General features: G+C 61.9%; 15 protein-coding genes. 2 read left to right on the top strand and 13 right to left on the bottom strand.

Translation table 11 applies throughout. The annotated features are described in order from the left end of the window. Positions 1 to 52: 52 nt before the first annotated feature. The 11 genes from SB765_RS14870 to mcpP all read right to left on the bottom strand — a co-directional run bounded on the left by SB765_RS14870 (position 53) and on the right by mcpP (position 11,758). Positions 53 to 781: a DUF899 domain-containing protein gene (locus tag SB765_RS14870; RefSeq protein ID WP_410910609.1), complete on the bottom strand. Its 729-nt coding sequence runs from the start codon at positions 779 to 781 to the stop codon at positions 53 to 55. Between the two features lie 95 nt (positions 782 to 876). Beyond that, on the bottom strand, positions 877 to 3,078 hold the full coding sequence (locus tag SB765_RS14865; RefSeq protein WP_341795778.1) for an LTA synthase family protein: 2,202 nt from the start codon (positions 3,076 to 3,078) through the stop codon (positions 877 to 879). Positions 3,079 to 3,214: 136 nt separating this feature from the next. Then, entirely contained in the window at positions 3,215 to 4,492 is a 1,278-nt protein-coding gene (locus SB765_RS14860; RefSeq protein ID WP_410931513.1) for a hypothetical protein, read from the bottom strand. A 46-nt stretch (positions 4,493 to 4,538) separates the two neighbouring features. Continuing rightward, entirely contained in the window at positions 4,539 to 5,291 is a 753-nt protein-coding gene (locus tag SB765_RS14855) for a hypothetical protein (RefSeq protein ID WP_410931512.1), read from the bottom strand. 45 nt (positions 5,292 to 5,336) lie between these two features. Next, complete coding sequence (locus SB765_RS14850; RefSeq protein ID WP_341795776.1) at positions 5,337 to 6,017, bottom strand: C39 family peptidase; 681 nt, start codon at positions 6,015 to 6,017, stop codon at positions 5,337 to 5,339. A 61-nt stretch (positions 6,018 to 6,078) separates the two neighbouring features. Beyond that, positions 6,079 to 7,530 carry a heme utilization protein gene (locus SB765_RS14845; protein ID WP_341795775.1) on the bottom strand — a complete coding sequence of 484 codons (1,452 nt, stop codon included), beginning with the start codon at positions 7,528 to 7,530 and terminating at the stop codon, positions 6,079 to 6,081. Between the two features lie 50 nt (positions 7,531 to 7,580). Next, complete coding sequence (locus tag SB765_RS14840; RefSeq protein WP_410910612.1) at positions 7,581 to 8,159, bottom strand: adhesin; 579 nt, start codon at positions 8,157 to 8,159, stop codon at positions 7,581 to 7,583. Position 8,160: 1 nt separating this feature from the next. Next, positions 8,161 to 8,598, bottom strand: coding sequence for a hypothetical protein (locus tag SB765_RS14835; RefSeq protein ID WP_241800601.1), 438 nt, complete (start codon positions 8,596 to 8,598; stop codon positions 8,161 to 8,163). A 297-nt stretch (positions 8,599 to 8,895) separates the two neighbouring features. Next, complete coding sequence (locus SB765_RS14830) at positions 8,896 to 9,465, bottom strand: AAA family ATPase (protein WP_410931511.1); 570 nt, start codon at positions 9,463 to 9,465, stop codon at positions 8,896 to 8,898. Next, complete coding sequence (gene pnuC / locus SB765_RS14825) at positions 9,462 to 10,028, bottom strand: nicotinamide riboside transporter PnuC (RefSeq protein ID WP_049273413.1); 567 nt, start codon at positions 10,026 to 10,028, stop codon at positions 9,462 to 9,464. Before pnuC ends, SB765_RS14830 begins: the two co-directional genes overlap by 4 nt. Positions 10,029 to 10,123: 95 nt before the next feature. After that, positions 10,124 to 11,758, bottom strand: coding sequence for a methyl-accepting chemotaxis protein McpP (gene mcpP, locus SB765_RS14820; protein WP_410931510.1), 1,635 nt, complete (start codon positions 11,756 to 11,758; stop codon positions 10,124 to 10,126). Positions 11,759 to 12,059: 301 nt separating this feature from the next. Between mcpP and SB765_RS14815 the strand changes: the two genes are divergently transcribed. Both SB765_RS14815 and SB765_RS14810 read left to right on the top strand, forming a co-directional pair. Next, positions 12,060 to 12,890 (top strand): undecaprenyl-diphosphate phosphatase, encoded by an 831-nt coding sequence (locus SB765_RS14815; RefSeq protein WP_049273419.1) that lies wholly within the window; start codon positions 12,060 to 12,062, stop codon positions 12,888 to 12,890. Beyond that, complete coding sequence (locus SB765_RS14810) at positions 12,883 to 13,293, top strand: DUF1294 domain-containing protein (RefSeq protein WP_410910615.1); 411 nt, start codon at positions 12,883 to 12,885, stop codon at positions 13,291 to 13,293. Before SB765_RS14815 ends, SB765_RS14810 begins: the two co-directional genes overlap by 8 nt. Before the next feature lie 58 nt (positions 13,294 to 13,351). Here the strand turns inward: SB765_RS14810 and SB765_RS14805 are convergent, their stop codons facing one another. Both SB765_RS14805 and SB765_RS14800 read right to left on the bottom strand, forming a co-directional pair. Further along, positions 13,352 to 13,711 carry an MmcQ/YjbR family DNA-binding protein gene (locus SB765_RS14805; protein WP_016500020.1) on the bottom strand — a complete coding sequence of 120 codons (360 nt, stop codon included), beginning with the start codon at positions 13,709 to 13,711 and terminating at the stop codon, positions 13,352 to 13,354. Further along, positions 13,704 to 14,606, bottom strand: coding sequence for a LysR substrate-binding domain-containing protein (locus SB765_RS14800; protein WP_016500019.1), 903 nt, complete (start codon positions 14,604 to 14,606; stop codon positions 13,704 to 13,706). The genes SB765_RS14805 and SB765_RS14800 overlap by 8 nt, the downstream gene beginning before the upstream one ends. Positions 14,607 to 14,648 lie beyond the last annotated feature (42 nt).

The following is a 14,648-nucleotide window of genomic DNA, read 5'->3' as shown; positions in this document are numbered from 1 at the left end:
CGGCCCTTTCGCGGCGCAAGGCCGCTCCTACAACGACCGTGCCTTGCCTCGATCATCTGTGGCAGCAGGGTGGCTTGTCTGGCTGCCCTTCATAGCGGTCATGGTGCCGCACCCAGTCCATGGTTCCGCTTTCGTTGCGCCCCAGTGGCGCAATGTCGAGGAAGTTGTAGGTATTGACCAGAATGTCCAGCCCGCGGGCATAGGTCGAGTAGGTGTGGTACACGCTGCCATCCGCTTCGCGGTAGAACGCACTCAAACCGGGCAATTCGCTTTCACTGCCCTCATACGGCTCATAGTTGTACTGCCGCTCACCCGCGCTGCCGACACTGACGCCAAAGTCTTCGTTGAACCCGCTGCCGTGTGACGAGTACCAGGGGAACTGCCAGCCCATGCGCCGGCGGAACGCCTGGAACTCGGCGTACGGTGCCCGCGATACCGCCACCAGCGACACGTCGTGGTGAGCCAGGTGCAGGTTGGCACCGTCAAAATGGTCGGCCAGGAACGAGCAGCCGGGGCAGCCCTCGCTCCAGCCCTCGACGAACATGAAATGGTAAAGCAACAACTGGCTGCGCCCCGCAAACAGGTCGGCCAGGCTCAGCCCGCCGTCCGGCCCCTGAAACTGATAGTCGTGCTCGACCTTGACCCAGGGCAGGGCGCGGCGGGCTGCTGCCAGCGCATCGCGGTGGTGGGTAAAGGCTTTTTCGTGCAGCCACAGTTGCTGGCGGGCCGCCAGCCACTGGCTACGTGAAACCACCGGGTGCCTGCTTTCGCTTGTGCTCATGGTGCTGTCTCCACGCTGGGGGATTCACACACTAGTCGAGCACGCCAAGGTCGAATCGACAGGCACCGGTGACCGGCTGATGAGCGGTAAGGCGCTCAGCCCGAATGGGCGATATGCCCCTCGGTCAGTTCATCCGCTGCGTCTTCCTCGCCGGGCAGCGCGGTGATCACGCTGAAGTCACTGACCTCCACCTTGCCGCCGCCGTAGCCCAGCAAGTGGAAGGAAAACGCTTTGCGCTCGGTCGGGTTGTCAAAGCTGAACTCCATTTCCAGCGGCTCGTCGGCGGTGACCTTCACTTCAGCAGGCAAGCCCAACGGTACGTCCTGCTCCAGTTGCTTGGCCTTGAGCTGGATGTAGGCCACACGCTTGGGGTCCAGCGAGCGAACCTTGACCCGCACGCGGGTATGCGAGCCTTCCGGCATTTCCAGGTACTGGGCGCCGATCAGGTTGTCGGCCCAGTCATCGTGAATGCGCTTGCGCAACTTGATCGGCGAAGGGCCGCCGAACTGGTAGCGCAGGTTGAGCGGGGTTTGCAGCAGTGACTGGTCGAGCACCCCGGCCAGGGCGCCGATCTGCTGGCCGAGCAGGCTGTCGCCCGGGCCCAGGTAGCGGGCCTGATCGGCAATGAAGCCTTCGCTGGCGTACCGTCGGCAGCGTTGCTGGAAGTCACACTCTGTGAACACGCCTTGGCCATTGTGGTAACGCAGCATGCCGTTGGTGTAGGAAATCATCTCGCGGCCGGTGTTGTAGTCGCGGTACAGCGAGCGGCCGCCAAGCGCCATGGGAATGGGCAGCGCAAAGTAGTCGAGCACGGAGGTGGCCAGGTCGATATGGCCATAGGTGCCGCGTTTGATACGCGGCAGCTGCGCCTGCTCCGGCGCCAGGGTGAGGTTGAAGCCCCAGGATGAGGCCAGGCGCACGCCGTCGATACCATGGGACTCGTCGGAGGTCACCACCACCAGAGTGTCCTTGAGTACGCCCTGGCGTTCGAGGTTGTCGAGGAAGGCCCCGAGCGCGTCATCCAGGTAGGCGACCGCTGCCTGTTTTGGCGTGTCATAGCGCTCCAGGTATTCGGCTGGCGCGGAGTACGGCTGGTGGGTACCCACGGTGAGCAGGGTCAGCATCCACGGCTTGTCTTGTTTCTGTAGCTGGCCGACGTAGTCCAGGGCACCTTCGAAGAAGGCGCGGTCATCCTTGCCCCAGGGGAAATCCAGGTAGTTCTTGTTGCGGAACCACTCCAGGCCATGTACCGAGTCGAAGCCGATATGCGGCATGATGCGGTCCTTGGCCATGAAGCGCAGGCCGGCACCTTGCAGGTAGTGGGTGGTGAAGCCGGCCTGGCGCAGTTGCGCTGGCAGGCAGGCCTGGTTGCGTTCGTTCTGCGTCAGCAGCTCTACGCCCTTTGGCGTGCCATTGGCCAGCTTGTCGTAATCACCACACAGCATCGCGTACAGGCCGCGGATGGTCTGGTGGGTATGCAGCACATAATCCGGGGTATTCATTCCCCGCTCGGCCCATTGACTGACCTTGGGCATCAGATCTTCGTCAAAGCGGCTGTGCAGGGCCTGGCGGTTGGGCCGCAGGTAGGCACCGGGGATGCCCTCCACGGTAATGACCAGCAGGTTGCGAGCGCTGCCTGGCCCGGCCAGCAGCCGCTGCCCGTGCAGGTCGGACTGGGTCAGGCCACTGCTGGCCAGCGGTGTGAACGTTTGCGTATGGCCCATCCAGCCTTCGACCGTGCGCTCCAGGCTGCCGACCCCGGCCGACATCAGCTGGTGGGTGAGGTTGTATTGGCGCCACTGGTCGGCGTCGGTAGGTGCCAGCTGCTGGCCACCCCAATGGGCACCAAACAGCAGTACCGGAATGGCCCAGGCCGTACGTGGCAGCGGCATGCTGCGCTGGCTGCGGCTGCGCCAGGCGGTGGCCAGCCACGCCAGCAGGCCGGCACCCATGGTCAAGGGCAGCCAGGCATGGGCCAGGCCGCCACCGGTTGAATTCTCCATGAACTGCGGGTCGACCAGGTAGGTCAGGTCGGCGCTGGTGGGTAACCGGCCCACAGCGCTTACCAACTCGGCTGAAGCCACCCACAGGGCTGCCCAGGCCAGCAGCACAGGCAGGGCCAGCCACCATGGCCGACGGTGCAACAGCACTATCAGCAGGCTGCCAAGAGCGAGGTCGGACAGGTAACCGAGCGGGTTGGACCAGCCCAGCATGGCGCGCGTACCCAGTGGGATCACCAGTACCAGGGTTGCCAACGCGGCAAGCCGGGTACGTGGGTGGTCTGACAGGTTCTTCACAAAAACTTCCCTTTTGCCATTAAATCGTCATGCATCTGTGCTGGATGATAACAGGCCGGGGAAGGGAAAGCGGTTTGCTACAAGGCTGGTAACCAAAAGCCGGGCCCGCGCTAGCGGGCCCGGCAGAGGGCAAGTGTCAGAAGTAGTAGGGGAATTTCAGGCTGAAGGAAAAGTCTGGCGCATCATCGGTCAGACCAATGGACAGGTTGGGCACGATGGTCAGGTTGTCGGTGGCTGCGAAGGTCAAGCCGACGTTGAAGTTGGCCGCGTTGTAATCACTGTTGGAGATCGATTGCCAGTCGCCGCCATCGGGTTTGATCTTGCTCTTGCGGGCGAACTGGTCAGACACCGAGAACGACATGCTCATCTTTTCGTTCAGGGCAAAGGCAATACCGCCGCCAATCTGCCAGGAGTCGCCAAGCTTCACGTCACCCGGCACCTTGCTGTTGACCTGTGGGCTGATATCGCTGAACGAGTCCTGCATGTTGTAGGTGTACGACAGGCTGCCGAACAGCACGGCCGGGTCGAAGGTCTTGACCAGCGAGATGCCCGGTGTGATCGACCACACGCCGTTGCCGGTCGGCAGGCTGTCCGGGACTGCCAGGTTGCTGTTGCCGTCGACCTCGCGCAGCTTGATGCCGTATGGGTCCTTGCCGGTCGGCGCCTTGACCCGCAGGGTGGCAACCGCGTCAGGCCAGGTCTCGTCCTCGTCCAGGAACTTGTAGGCCACGCCCACGTTGATGTCGCCGATTTCCGGGTCGCGGGTGACGGTCGCATCGGAGTTGGTCGCCCCGGCGCCTCCCGCACCGCCGGACGAATACGTTGATTCGCGGTACACCACGGGCACGTTGATGTCGAACTGCCAGCGCTGCGCCAGGTTGTAGCGCGCGGTCATGTCCAGGGTCCAGTTGTCGGCCTTGATCCGGTCAAGGTTGATACTGCCGAGGAAGATCGAATCCAGTGCCAGGAAGCCATTGAGCGTCAGGGCACGGGTATCGTAATGGGTATAGGTGACACCCGTTTCGAAGCTGAACTTGCCGCCGCCAAAGAATCCGCTGGCTTCGTCATACAGGTTGGAAACGCTTTGCGCCGGCTCGGAATCGGCGGTGAGCGCCTGGCCGTAAGAGCTGCCTGTGGTGCCTGGCGCGCCTGAGGCGACGGTCTGCGCACCTTTGACCCCCTCGGCGGGGGACTTGACCAGGCGTTTGGGCGGCGCTGCTGCGGGGGCCTCCTCGACCTGACGCACGCGCTGTTCAAGTACCATCAGCGCCTGTTGCTGGGCCTCGTAACGGCGTTTGAGTTCGATCAGTTCCTGTTTCAGCGCTTCGACCTGTGGATCGGCGGCTGCGTAGAGTGCTGTGGGTGCCAAGGTAGTCAAACACACAAAAGCTCTGAGCGTAAAAGATCGGTACATGGAGTTGCCGTCCCTTCCAACTACTTTTGATGAGACTGAGCGTAGATCAGTATCCGAAGGTGCGAAGACCTTTGAGCTGGTCAAGGCTGCCGTTGAGCGAAGCCGCTGTCGGCACGTTCTCACGAATGACGACATTCAAGGATGTCATGTTGCTGACCCGGTTGCCGTTGCCGAGCAATGTCGAGTTCTGCATCAGGCCCCCCTGGGCCAGGCGTTGCACGCTGCTGCCCTGGTTGTTGCTGGCATTGATATTGAGCTGCACACCTACACCGCTGGAAGACACACTGAGCGCGCCTGCGCCGTTTTCCCCGACCAGGGTCTGGCCGGCGGCCAGCACCTGGCCTTGCTGTTGCACGGCGGGGGCCTGGTTGGCCTTGGTGACGTTGATATCGACGTTGTTGTAGGCCGCGTTGTTGTCACCGGCCGCACGTACCACCTGGGTCACACCCTCGGTAGTAGCAAGGCCATTGCCGCCCGTCACCACGCCAGTCCCGGCAGAAGGCGCACTGCCCGGCGCCGTACCTGTACCTTTTTCATCAATCATCGATACATAGAACTGGGGCTTGATGGTCGACTGCTGAACCTGCAGCGTGGACGTCGCCCCAATCACGTCGCCCTTGGCGTTTTGCCAGGTGCTGCTCATGACGATGCCGAAGCTGACGATGCGTCCCGGCATCACGTAGCGGCCACGCAGATTCGCCAGCTCCTGGTCCTTCAGCTCAATGGGTTTCAACGCCTCGGCGTGGCATGGCAGGCTGGCAGCCAGGCAGGCCATGGCCAGCCACAAAGAAGTCTTCATGAAATGCTCCCTGGAGCATCATGCTCCTTGTCATTAGAACAGTCGTTAGAAGAAGTCGCTTTTGATGAAGCCGAAGTCCAGCAGCTCGTTGTCCTTCACGGGGGTGAAGGTGTCCACCCGGCCCTTGGCGGTCAGCGGCAGGGGCGGGTCGAGCAGGATGTTGTTCTTGTCGTAACCCTGGCCGATCACGGCGAAAATGATGCCGTTCCAGCCCTTGAGGAAGTCTTCGACTTTGTAGCGTTTGTGGCCCAGTACCGGGTCACCGATGTACACCCAGCCTTTGTCGACCTTCTGCATGACCACGAAGTGCTTGTAGCCGCGCACGTCCATCAGCACCACGACCGGGATACGCACGCTGTGCAGGGTGTCGGGTGCTACGCGATACCCGCGGGCACGCATGCCCAGGCTTTCGACGTAGCGTTTCATGTCGAGCATCGAGAAGCCCTGCGTGCGCACCAGGTCTTGGTCGGCGTGGGCCAGCATGCCTTCGATGATCTGATGTTCGTCCACATCCAGCCAGTAGGCTTGGCGCAGGATGGTGGCCAGCGCGGCGGCGCCGCAGCTGAAGTCGGTTTTCTGTTGCACCAGGTCGGCAAATTTGCGTTCGCGCAGGCTCTGGAGGGGTTTGAACACCACGGCGCCGCCCGGCAGTACGGACAGCGGCATTTGTGCAGCTTCGCTCACGCTGGCCAGGCACAGCAAAAACGCCAAGGCGAAAATACGCATGATCGGTTGCCTTCCGGTGTGTTGAAGAAAGGCCCCCCGGAGGGGGCCTCAAGCGCAGCGTTTAGAACGAGGTGTTGGAGATGGCCAGCGAGTTGCTCTGCTGGTTGCCCACACCGGCCGCCACGTTCACGCCCAGGTTGCCGCTGCCACCATTTACCGAACCGCTAAGGGTTGCAGTATTGGTCACAGGGTTGGCCCAGCCGGTCGGGGTCAGCACTTGGAAGGACACGGTATTGCTCAAGTCGTAAGCGCTGCTTTCGCTGTAGCTCTTCGAAACGTCGTTCGAGGATTGTTTTGATTTCTCGCCAGACTTCGAGAAATCAGACGCCGAAGCATTCTCGTACGAAGAGTCGTGAGACTTGGTGTACGAAGACTCTTTGGACTTGTCGTACGACGATTCACGCGACTTGTCGTAGTTGGAGTCGAATGCTTTTTCGAACGACGAGTCGTATGCACTTTCGTGCGACTTGTCGACCGATACATCCAGCGATGCACTCAGCGAACCGTCGAAGGTGCTGGAGCGGGTGCGCTCGCGACGGCCATCATCGGTGGTGAGCGTACGCGTAGCGTTGGCGGCTGCATCCAGCGATGCGTTCAGGTTGGCGCTGCTCGACGAGCTGTTGCTGCCGCTGGCCGAGCCGCTGGCACCCCAGCTGTTCGAGCCGCTTGCGCTCGAACTGTTGGACCCGCTGGCGTTGCTGGTTTTCGAACCGCTGGAATTCCAGCCACTGGAGCCGCTGGAGCTGGCGCTTTGCGCGCCGGCCACGCTGAAGCTCGACGACGAGTTGCGGTCATCGGTGGAGTTGAACGTGCCATCACGCGAGCTCGAACCGCTTGCCGAGGTGGTGATGGTAATCGTATCCACCCGATAGGTACGGTCGGCGGAGTTGTTCACCGTCAGGCCTGGGCCATCCTGCTCGGCGGACGCGGTGGCAGTGGCATTACCCAGCGGAGCACCGGTGTTGGCGATCGCCATGGTGTTTTTTTGTTGGTTGAGGTCCCCACCGGCGACGTTGATGCCGATATTGCCCTCAGCCCCGCTGGCCGAGCCGCTCATCACAGCCGACGATTGGGTCGAATAGTTGTCGACACGGTTGTCTGAGCTGGTTTGAACGACATCGGCAGTGGCATTGGCCATGCCGAACACGAAGCTGTTGTCCAGGCTCGACTCGGAGCCGGCGTTGGCGATGGCAGCTGCGTTATCCTGCTGGTTGCCGTTACCGGCCGCCACGTTGATGCCGACGTTGCCGCTCGAACCTTCACCCGACTGGTTCATTTCGGCTTCGTTGATGGTGCCCTGATTGGTGATGTGGTTATCGGTGCTGGTTTGGGTATCCCAGGCATTGGCCGTTGCATACACAGGGATCTTGGTGGGTGGAGGCGTGTGCTGACCATTGTTATGGTGGCCGTTATGGTGGTCATTACGCCGATCGTTTTGCCCAGCTTGTACAGCAACAGCCATGACCGCAGCAATTGCGAACACCAGAGGCTTGATTGCCATCGAGGGTTTCATGGTGATTCTCCGTACTTTATTAGGTTAAGTGTTGTTCTTAACTGATTGGGTCAATCCGCGACCCGGATGCTCAAGGTGTTGGCCATGCGGTTTCCCACCCCGGCACTCTGGTTCAACTGAATCACCCCACGGCTACCGGTGAATGCCTGGTCACTGGTGGTGACCTGGCGATAGCCGGCTGGAATGTCAGTTGCTCCGGAGTTGTTGATCAGCGCCACGTTCTGTTGCAGGAGGACGCTGTCGTCGATGCTTTGCGGTTGAGCACTGAGGGTGATGCTCAAGGCGTTGGCTTGCTGGGTATTGGCACCGGCGCTCTGGTTGACCCCCAGTGCGCCACTGCCGTTGCTGAAGGCGCTGCCCTGAATGGTCGAGCGGGCATCCATTGTGGGGTCGGCAGGCGTGTTCAGCCGTTGCCGGACCTGCGTGCTGGCGTTCGCTTCAGGCCCCACGGCGATGGCGCGCGCATTGACCTGTTGCTGTTTGTCGCCAGCCGCCTGGTTGACAGAGAGGTTGCCCTGGTAGCGGCTGCCGGAGCTGTCGATGTTGGCGTTATTGATGACGGGAACGAGTGAATCGGCGAGGGCTGGCGCACTGCAAAGGGTGGCCAGAATCAGCAGCATGTGCTTCATCTCACTTGCCCCCGCCAGTCAGGATCTGCAACGGAGCGAGCCCGCGCTGAACACTTGAGTTGACCATATTCGAGATGCCGTTGCCCGAACCGGTGCCCCGGCCACCCGCCAGGTTGGGCAGCTGGTTCTGATTGCCGAGGTTGCCGCCCAGGTTGTTGGTCTGCTGGGTGATCATGTTGCTGATGCCCGCGCCGCTGCTGATGCTGGCAAAGTCGCCATCGCTCAGCTCGTTGGTCTGTTTGAGCACGTAGGCAGAAGGGTTGGCGTTGACCGTGGTCGGGCTCGGGTCAGGGATCAGGGGGGGGATCGTCGCGTTGCGCACCTGCACGTCACGCTTGATGATGATGATCCCGTTGTCCGCCTGGGCCGCCAGGCTCAGTGACCCCAATACACAACCCACCAGTACGAGGTGATAGAGGCGTTTGTCACTTTTCCTCACGACGGCAACTCCTTCTTTGAGCGCTGGCCCTGTTCAGCGATGCGAACAACAGAGCAGAAGGTGTGCCGCTTTTGATAATCGTTTTCAGATCAACGGGTTAAGGCAAATGGATGAGAATCTGCGGCGTATTCTGTCTCAGGGTTGATACAGGTAGCCGTGGGTATTGCTGTGCAAGCCAGCAGTGGCTTTGACTGGAAGGGTTTTTGCAGGGGTGTTTCAATGGCTTGACACTGTCCCCGATGCGGGGGAAACCCCCGCGTTTTCGGGGGCTTTGCCCCACTGGTCTGTCTCAGTGGCTTAACACTCGGTAGGGCATGATGGCGCATCGATATTAAGCAGCATAGCAACCGCCTGCAGTGCCCGCAATTGGCGCTGCGGCCAATTGCCCTCAAGTATCTGGTGTGCCTGATCATACCGCTTCAGCCAGGCCAGGCTGTCGTCGAAAAAGCGTTGGCGATCATTGAGATCGGGCTGGCTGCGCTGGCCGTCGGCAACCCAGTCCACACCTTGCGGGCTGAGCAGCAGGTGGAGGTCGTAACGTCTTGCAAGCAATGCCTGTTCCAGCCAGGGCGGACAGTCATCGAACAAGGCGTAGCTCCAGAGCATGTTGCTGAGCAGGTGGGTGTCGAGGATGAGCAGCGGTGGGGCCTGCTCGCGGGCCCGGTCCTCCCAGGCCAGTTGGCCCCGGGCGATGGTGGGGATATCCGCGTAGCAGGTATCGCGGCACTCCTGGTCGATAAAGTGCCGCACGTACTCGGCTACCACCACGCCGCCGAAATGCGCCTGAATCACGCCACTGAGCCAGCTCTTGCCGCTGGATTCGGGGCCGCACAGCACCAGTACCTTCATGGCCTGTTCTGCGCTCATGGCTGCACCAGCGCCGGGTCACGGCGCCATTCCAGCCAGCCGCGCACGGCAATCAGGGTAAGCACGGCGAAGAAACCTGCGGTGAAATACAGCTGCTGGTGCAGGTACTGGCCTACATAGACGATGTCTACCACTACCCACAGCGGCCAGCATTGCAGGCGCTTCTGGGCCATCCACAGTTGCGCTACCAGGCTGAAGCCGGTGAGGGTGGCGTCCAGCCAGGGCAGGGCGGCATCGGTCCAGTTGGCCATGGCCGCGCCCAGCGCCGCGCTCAGCAGCAGCCCGGCGACCAGGCCGCTGAGCAGTGCCGGGCGTTGCAGGCGGGAAACCTGGCGGGCGTCTTCCTCATGACCGGGGCGCTTCCATTGCCACCAGCCGTACAGTTGCAGGATGGCGTAGGCCAGTTGCAGCAACATGCCCGAATACAGCTTTACCTCGTAGAACAGCCAGCCATAGATCAGCACCATGACCAGGCCGATCGGCCAGCACCAGGCGTTCTGCTTGACCGTTAGCCAGACAGCGGTAACGCCGAGGACGGCGGCGATGAGTTCAAGGCCGGTCATCGGCGATCCTTGGAGGCTACGGGGAAGGGGCGAGATTGTAGCGGGTCATTGGGCCAAGTTGTAGCGCACATTGTGGGAGCGTCGATGTCCAAAGGCTAGACCCGGAACTGCCGCAGTAATTGTTCCAGCTCCTCGCTCAACTGCCCCAACGCCACCCCGGCATCACTCGATTGGCGCGCCGCGTCAGCGGTCTGCTGGGACAGCCCGGCGGTATCCAGCACGTTGCGGTTGATCTCCTCGACTACATGCGCCTGCTGTAAGGTGGCACTGGCAATGGATGCATTCAAGGCCGTGAGGTTGTTCAGCACCTGGTTGATGGCATCCAGGCTGGCGCCGGCCTCGCGGGCTTGCTCGACGGTCTGGCGCGAGGCTTCGCTGCTGGTGTCGATGGCCTTGACCGCCGCGTCCGACTGGCTTTGCAGGTGCTCGATCATGGTATGGATCTCGGCCGTCGACTGCGCTGTGCGCTGGGCTAGCAGGCGCACCTCATCGGCGACCACGGCAAAGCCGCGACCTTGCTCCCCGGCCCGTGCCGCCTCGATGGCTGCGTTCAGCGCCAGCAGGTTGGTCTGCTCGGCGATGGAGCGGATAACGTCCAGTACGCCACCGATGCGCGTGCTGTGCCCGGCCAGGTCGCGGATCACTTGCACGGCCTGGTCGATGGTCAGCGACAGCCGATCGATCTGTGCCAGGCTGCCATGGATGGCTTGCTGACCATGCGCTACCTGCTGCTGCGCGGTGCGCATTTCCCCGGCGGCCTGTTCGGCGGTCTTGGCCACGTCCTGCACGGCGTACGTCACCTCGTTCACGGCGGTGGCCACTTGGTCCATCTGTAGCGATTGCTGGGCACTGTGCTGTTGTGCGGCACCCGCATTGTCACCCACATGCCCGGCGGATTGGGCCAATGCGTGGGCGGCGCCCTTCAGCTGGCCGACCACACCTTGCAGCTTGCCGTTGAAGCGATTGAAGTGCTCGCCCAGGTGGGTGATTTCGTCACGACCATGGGTGTCCAGGCGCCGGGTCAGGTCGCTTTCGCCGCTGGCAATGTTGCCCATGGCCTGCACGGCCTCCTGCAAGGGGCGGGCGATGCTACGGGCAATCAGCAAGACCACCAGCGCCATCAGCAGGGCGATGCCCACGCCCACCAGTGAGGCGTCGCGCAGCTGGCGGGCGAATTCGGCCTGCACATCATCAACGTACACGCCAGATCCGATGATCCAGCCCCAGGGCTTGAACAGCTGTATATAGGAAGTCTTGGCCACTGGCTCGCTGGCGCCGGGCTTGGGCCAGCGGTAGTTGACCGGCCCGGCGCCCTGCAGGCGGGCCAGTGCGACCATCTCGTTGAACACGGCAAAGCCGTCAGGGTCGCGAATGGCCGAGAGGTCCTGGCCGTCGAGCTTGGGGTTGGCCGGATGCATGATCATCCTGGGCCCCAGGTCGTTGATCCAGAAGTAGTCGTCGTGGTCGTAGCGCAGCGCCCGCACCACTTGCAGCGCCTGCTGCTGGGCGGCTTCGCGGCTGAGTGTGCCGGCCGCCTCCAGCCCTTGGTAATAGGCCAGTACACCGGCCGCGGTCTGCACCACGTGGCGGGTTTTTTCCGCCTTGGCCTGGTACAGGTCACCGTGGATCTGGCGCAGCATCAGCAGGCCCAGCACCACCAGCATGGCCACTGCCACCACCAGGATCAGCCACAGCCGACGGCTGATCGACATCGATCTCAGAGTCTTCATCCACGAGCTCCCGCATTGTTCTTTTTATTGAGGTGCATCCAAGCATCCTTTGCGCCAGGGCCCCACTCGACTAATGGCTAAGTGATATCTTAGTAATAGTCTGCAGCAGGTCTCGTAAAGCGAATGCAAAGGCGCTCTGCTAGGATTTCGGCCGCGCAAGATGAAACCTTTAGCCACCGTGAACTTTTCCACTGGCGTTGCGCCCAACAGTCGCTGTAAAACAGCCGGGCCGCGTGCGGCAATTTCAAGCAAATCAAGAACAAGGGGCCTGCACCAAGCAGCGCTCCAATCCGGGGGAATGATGGATTTTTGGACTGCCTTCCAGGCAATCATCTTGGGCGTGGTTGAAGGGCTGACGGAGTTTCTGCCGATTTCCAGTACCGGGCACCAGATTATCGTCGCCGACCTGATAGGTTTTGGCGGCGAACGGGCCATGGCTTTCAACATCATTATCCAGCTGGCGGCGATCCTGGCAGTGGTGTGGGAGTTTCGCGGCAAGATTCTCGAAGTGGTGTTCGGCCTGACCAGCCAGCCCAAGGCACGGCGTTTTACCGGCAACCTGCTGTTGGCGTTCATGCCGGCGGTGGTATTGGGGGTGCTGTTCGCCGACCTGATTCACGAGTACCTGTTCAACCCGATCACCGTGGCGACGGCGCTGGTGGTGGGTGGGGTCATCATGCTCTGGGCCGAGCGTCGCGACCACAGCGTGCAGGTGGACCATGTGGACGACATGCGTTGGAGCCATGCGCTGAAGATCGGTTTTGTCCAGTGCCTGGCGATGATCCCGGGCACTTCGCGCTCCGGCTCGACCATTATCGGCGGCCTGCTGTTCGGCCTGTCGCGCAAAGCGGCGACCGAGTTCTCGTTCTTCCTGGCGATGCCGACCATGGTCGGTGCGGCGGTGTACTCGGGCTACAAGTACCGGGACCTGTTCCAGCCCAGCGACTTGCCGGTGTTTGCCATTGGCTTCGTGACTTCGTTCATTTTCGCCATGATCGCTGTGCGTGCGCTGCTCAAGTTCATTGCCAACCACAGCTACGCCGCATTTGCCTGGTATCGCATTGTCTTCGGCCTGCTGATTCTGGCGACCTGGCAGTTCGGCTGGGTTGACTGGTCCACAGCTCATGGCTGAGGCGTTGCGCGGGCAGCGTGAAGGCGTACGCAATGTGCGCCTGAAGCTGCTGCTGTTGGGCCTGCTTTGCCTGTTGCCTGGCCTGGGTGCTGCGCGCATGGCCTGGAACGATGAAGCCTGGTGGCCGTTGGCGCTGTACCCGGCGATGAGCCTGATCAGCCTGTTGCTGTATTGGCAGGATAAGCAGCAGGCGCGTACACAGGCCTGGCGTACACCCGAGAAAGTGCTGCACGCCAGTGAATTACTGGGTGGCTGGCCTGGGGCCTTGCTGGCACAGCAGCTGTTTCGGCACAAGACCCGCAAGGTTTCGTATCAGTTGGTGTTCTGGGGGATTGTGCTGGTGCATCAGGTGTTCTGGGCGGACTGGCTGTTTTTTGAGGGGCGCTATCTGCCCTTCAATTGATTTTTACCTGTACCGGCCTCTTCGCGGGCAAGCCCGCGAAGAAGCCTGTACAGGCTGACTAGATCAACAAACCCACCTGCAACCGCTTAGGCAACCGCCGCACCACCAGTTGGTGCGAGCGCTGCAGCAAATCACACAGCTCATCACGACCCATGGGGTAGGGCAGCGCCATGCTGATCCACCGCGCCCGCGCCAGATACGGCGCAGGCCGCACCCCTGGGCGGTCGCAGTAGCCGAGAAACAGCTCATCGGCCACTTTGAACGACAGCCCCGCACCTGCCAGGTCCAGCACCGCGAACATCTTGTTGCCCGCCACCGAAAACACCCGAATGCCGCCCCATTTGTAGTCTTCCCGTGCACCCGGCAGGCTCAGGCAAAACGCTGCCACCTGGGCTTCGCTCATCTTCCTGTCAGACATACCGCTCTCCACAGGCCTCGAATGAGGCCGCCAGGTGATCGATCCATACCCGCACCGCGGGCAATACACCGCGCCGATGCGGGTACACCGCCTGCAGGTAGCCGCCTGGCAGTGACCAATCTGGCAGCAGGCGCACCAGTTCGCCGCGTTCCAGTTCTTCTTCGCAGAACATGCTGGGCAGCGCGGTGAAGCCCAGGCCAGCCCGTACAGCAGCGTTACGTACCACGAAATCATCGATGGCCAACCGTGGCTCCAGGGCAATTTCCTGCTGTTTGCCTTGGGGGCCGAACAGGCGGAAGTGCACCAGCCGGTCTGCTTCGGCGGCGCCCAGCACCGGCAATGACGCCAGCTCGCCCGGTTCGCGGATGTGGTCGGCGAAACCGGGCGCGGCCACCAGTTGCATCTGCGCCTGGCGCAGGCGACGGGTAACCAGGGCGGGGTCTTCATCACCCAGGTCTCGCACGCGCAGCGCGACGTCGATGCCCTCGGAAATCAGGTCGACCCGGCGGTTGAGCAGTACCATGTCTAGCTGCACCAGCGGGTACTGGGCAAGAAAGCGGCTGATCACATCCGGCAGAAAGGCATGCGCCAGCGCCACCGGGCAAGACACCCGCAAGCGCCCGCGCGGCTCACTGCTCATGCTGGCTACGGCTTCATCGGCGGCTTCGGCTTCCAGCAGCATGGCCTGGCAGTGGTGCAGGTAGCGCTCGCCCACCGCCGTGAGTTTCAGTTGCCGTGTGGTGCGTTGCAGCAGGCGGGTGCCCAGGCGTTCCTCCAGTTCGGCAATACGCCGTGACAGGCGCGACTTGGGGATGCCCAGCTGGCGCCCGGCTGCAGCGAAACCGCCGGCTTCGACCACGCGGGCAAAGTAGAAAAGGTCGTTGAGGTCTTGCATGGGAATGTCTCACTGTTCCATCTGTGGGACAAACTAGCGCAT

Origin of the sequence: Pseudomonas sp. SIMBA_067 (assembly GCF_046534675.1) — a bacterium.
GTDB lineage: Bacteria > Pseudomonadota > Gammaproteobacteria > Pseudomonadales > Pseudomonadaceae > Aquipseudomonas > Aquipseudomonas putida.
This window is presented reverse-complemented; position numbering and strand designations above follow the sequence as displayed.

Excerpts from the sequence above, each read along its gene's own strand:
- SB765_RS14810 (WP_410910615.1), top strand. The coding sequence starts at position 12,883 with ATGGCTGAGGCGTTGCGCGGGCAGCGTGAAGGCGTACGCAATGTGCGC.
- SB765_RS14855 (WP_410931512.1), bottom strand. The coding sequence starts at position 5,291 with ATGAAGACTTCTTTGTGGCTGGCCATGGCCTGCCTGGCTGCCAGCCTG.
- SB765_RS14805 (WP_016500020.1), bottom strand. The coding sequence starts at position 13,711 with ATGTCTGACAGGAAGATGAGCGAAGCCCAGGTGGCAGCGTTTTGCCTG.
- SB765_RS14830 (WP_410931511.1), bottom strand. The coding sequence starts at position 9,465 with ATGAGCGCAGAACAGGCCATGAAGGTACTGGTGCTGTGCGGCCCCGAA.
- SB765_RS14860 (WP_410931513.1), bottom strand. The coding sequence starts at position 4,492 with ATGTACCGATCTTTTACGCTCAGAGCTTTTGTGTGTTTGACTACCTTG.
- SB765_RS14870 (WP_410910609.1), bottom strand. The coding sequence starts at position 781 with ATGAGCACAAGCGAAAGCAGGCACCCGGTGGTTTCACGTAGCCAGTGG.
- pnuC (WP_049273413.1), bottom strand. The coding sequence starts at position 10,028 with ATGACCGGCCTTGAACTCATCGCCGCCGTCCTCGGCGTTACCGCTGTC.
- SB765_RS14850 (WP_341795776.1), bottom strand. The coding sequence starts at position 6,017 with ATGCGTATTTTCGCCTTGGCGTTTTTGCTGTGCCTGGCCAGCGTGAGC.
- SB765_RS14845 (WP_341795775.1), bottom strand. The coding sequence starts at position 7,530 with ATGAAACCCTCGATGGCAATCAAGCCTCTGGTGTTCGCAATTGCTGCG.
- SB765_RS14840 (WP_410910612.1), bottom strand. The coding sequence starts at position 8,159 with ATGAAGCACATGCTGCTGATTCTGGCCACCCTTTGCAGTGCGCCAGCC.
- SB765_RS14815 (WP_049273419.1), top strand. The coding sequence starts at position 12,060 with ATGGATTTTTGGACTGCCTTCCAGGCAATCATCTTGGGCGTGGTTGAA.
- SB765_RS14800 (WP_016500019.1), bottom strand. The coding sequence starts at position 14,606 with ATGCAAGACCTCAACGACCTTTTCTACTTTGCCCGCGTGGTCGAAGCC.
- mcpP (WP_410931510.1), bottom strand. The coding sequence starts at position 11,758 with ATGAAGACTCTGAGATCGATGTCGATCAGCCGTCGGCTGTGGCTGATC.